The 2,497-nt window shown below is 70.8% G+C and carries 2 protein-coding genes; one reads left to right on the forward strand and one right to left on the reverse strand.

Features of this window, described 5'->3' with window-relative positions; all coding sequences use genetic code 11:
- The coding region (locus Q0066_RS12835; protein ID WP_298133499.1) for a phospholipid carrier-dependent glycosyltransferase at positions 1-1,448 on the reverse strand (1,448 nt) is incomplete at its 3' end.
- Positions 1,449-1,650: 202 nt separating this feature from the next.
- On the opposite strand from Q0066_RS12835, the gene rsmI reads away from it, so the two are divergent.
- A partial coding sequence (rsmI, locus tag Q0066_RS12840) for a 16S rRNA (cytidine(1402)-2'-O)-methyltransferase (protein ID WP_298133484.1) occupies positions 1,651-2,497 on the forward strand: 847 nt, incomplete at its 3' end.

The raw sequence follows: 2,497 nt of genomic DNA on the forward strand, positions 1-2,497 counted from the left end.
ACCAGGGCGACCGCGACGCCGACGATGATCGCGCCGCGTCGCCGTCCGGGACTGTTCGCCGGGCCGAGGATCAACCCCATCACCATCGCCAACCCGGTCACGGTGAACGGAATGATGGTGATCGCGTAGAAGAAGAACTGGGGCCGGTCGGTGTAGTTGAACCACGGCAGGTAGGTCGCCATCGCCGCCAGCACCGGGACGCCGAAGCGCCAGTCGCGTCCGCCGATCCACCACACCACGCAGACCACCAGGGCGATCGCGGCCATCCACCACAGCACCGGGGTGCCCATCGCCGAGATCACCCGGATGCAGTTCTCGGGGCCGACGCAGCCGTCCGTCCCGGGGGCGATGTCGTTGACCGCGTCGAAGCCGGTGGGCCGCAGCATCGCCAGCCAGCCGGCCGGGTGCGCGTCGTAGGGATGGGTGGCCTGGTTGATGTAGTCGCCGGTGTGGAACTCGTAAATCTCCTTGTGGTACCACAGCAGCGAGGCGAATCGTTCGCCGAACGCGGCCACCCACGGGTGGTCGGGATTGTCCTGGCCCCAGTTCCGGTCGTAGCCGCCGGTGGTCATCAGCCAGCCCGTCCAGGTGGACAGGTAGACCGCCACCGCGACCACGACCATTCGGATGAAGGCCGGAATGCCGTCCACCAGCACCGCCAGCCACGAGCGCCAATCGGCACCGGCCAGCCGGCGCGCGCCGACGTCCCAGAGCACGCCGAGGATGCCGAACACGGCGAGCACGAAGACCGAGTTCCATTTGCAGCCCAGCGCCGCGCCGAACATCACCCCGGCGGCCAGCCGCCACGGCCGCAGCCAGACGATCGGGCCGAAGCTGCCGCCGAAGTCGGGCCGTCCGGAGCGGTCCAGCAGATCGGCCAGCCGGTGCCGGTACCAGTCCCGGTCGGCGACGCAGCAGGCCACCGCAGCCACCAGAAACACGGCCTGGAAGATGTCCAGCAGGGCGGTCCGGCTCATCACGAAGGCCAGCCCGTCCAGGGTCAGCAGAATGCCGGCGATGCCGCCGATCAGTGTGGAGCGGGAGAGCCGACGGGCCAGCCGGATGGTGGCGAAGACCAGCAGCGAGCCGAACACGCAGGCCATGAACCGCCAGCCGAACGCGTTCATCCCGAACCACTGCTCGCCGAGCGCGATCAGCCATTTGCCCAGCGGCGGGTGGACGACGAACTCGGCACTGTCGGACCAGCCGGTGACGTTGCCCGCCACGATCGCGTCGTTGGCGTTGTCGGGCCAGTTGCGTTCGTAGCCGAAGTGCAGCAGCGTCCAGGCGTCCTTGGCGTAGTAGGTCTCGTCGAAGACCAGGTTCTTCGGGTAGCCCAGGTTCTGGATGCGGATCAGGAATGCCAGCAGCGTGATCGACAGGGTGACGACCCAGCCGGCGGCGGTGTCGCGCATGGTGCCGTCGCGCAGCCGTTCGACGGTGCTCAGATCGTCGCGCGAGTTCGGCGGCTGCCAGCGGCTTCCGGGGCGGACGGCCGGCGGAGTCCACCGGCTCATGGCGTCGCCGGGCACCTCGGTCGCGGTCGCGGGCGTGCTGCTCGCCAGGGACGTGGGTGCGGCTTCGGTCACCGCGCCATCCTAGGAGATCGCGGGCAACCTCTTGCCGCTGTGATGTGGAAGGGTAGGACGCATGAGCGAACCGGGTGTGCTGGTGCTGGCCGGCACCCCGATCGGGAACGCCGCCGGCGCGGCACCGGCGCTGCTGGCCGCGCTCGCTGAGGCCGATGTGATCGCCGCCGAGGACACCCGCAAATTCCGTGACCTGTGCCGCCGGCTCGGGGTGGCGCCCGAGGCGTCGGTGGTGTCGTTCTTCGACGGCAACGAGGCGGCCCGGGTGGACGGACTGGTCGCCCAACTGCTGGACGGACGCCGCGTGGTCGTGGTGTCCGACGCCGGGATGCCGGCCGTCTCCGACCCGGGCTACCGGCTGGTCGCGGCAGCTGCCGCCGCCGGAGTGACGGTGACCGCGGTGCCCGGGCCGTCGGCGGTGCTGACCGCGTTGGCGGTCTCCGGCCTGCCCACCGACCGGTTCTGCTTCGAGGGCTTCCTGCCCCGCAAGCGCGGTGAGCGTCGCGCCCGGCTCGCCGGGCTGGCCGCCGAGCAGCGCACCATGGTGTTCTTCGAGGCCCCGCACCGACTGGACGCCTTCCTCGCCGACGCGGTCGAGGCGTTCGGCGCCGAGCGGCGCGCGGTGGTCTGCCGAGAGCTGACCAAGACCCACGAAGAGGTGCTGCGCGGTGGCCTGGCCGAGCTGGCTGCCTGGGCCCAAGGTGAGGTGCGTGGCGAGATCACGGTGGTGATCGAGGGCGCCGGTACTTCGGGAGGCAGCCTGCCGGAGGCGTTGGCCAGCGTGCGGCTCGCCACCGGGTCGGGACGACGCCTCTCCGAGGCCGTCGCCGAGGCGGCCGTCGCCCATGGTGTCTCCCGGCGTGAGTTGTACGACGCCGCCCTGAAGGACCGCTCGGACGCCAAGGGCC

The sequence above is a fragment of the Micropruina sp. genome (assembly GCF_027492755.1).
In the GTDB taxonomy this organism is placed as follows: domain Bacteria; phylum Actinomycetota; class Actinomycetes; order Propionibacteriales; family Propionibacteriaceae; genus Micropruina.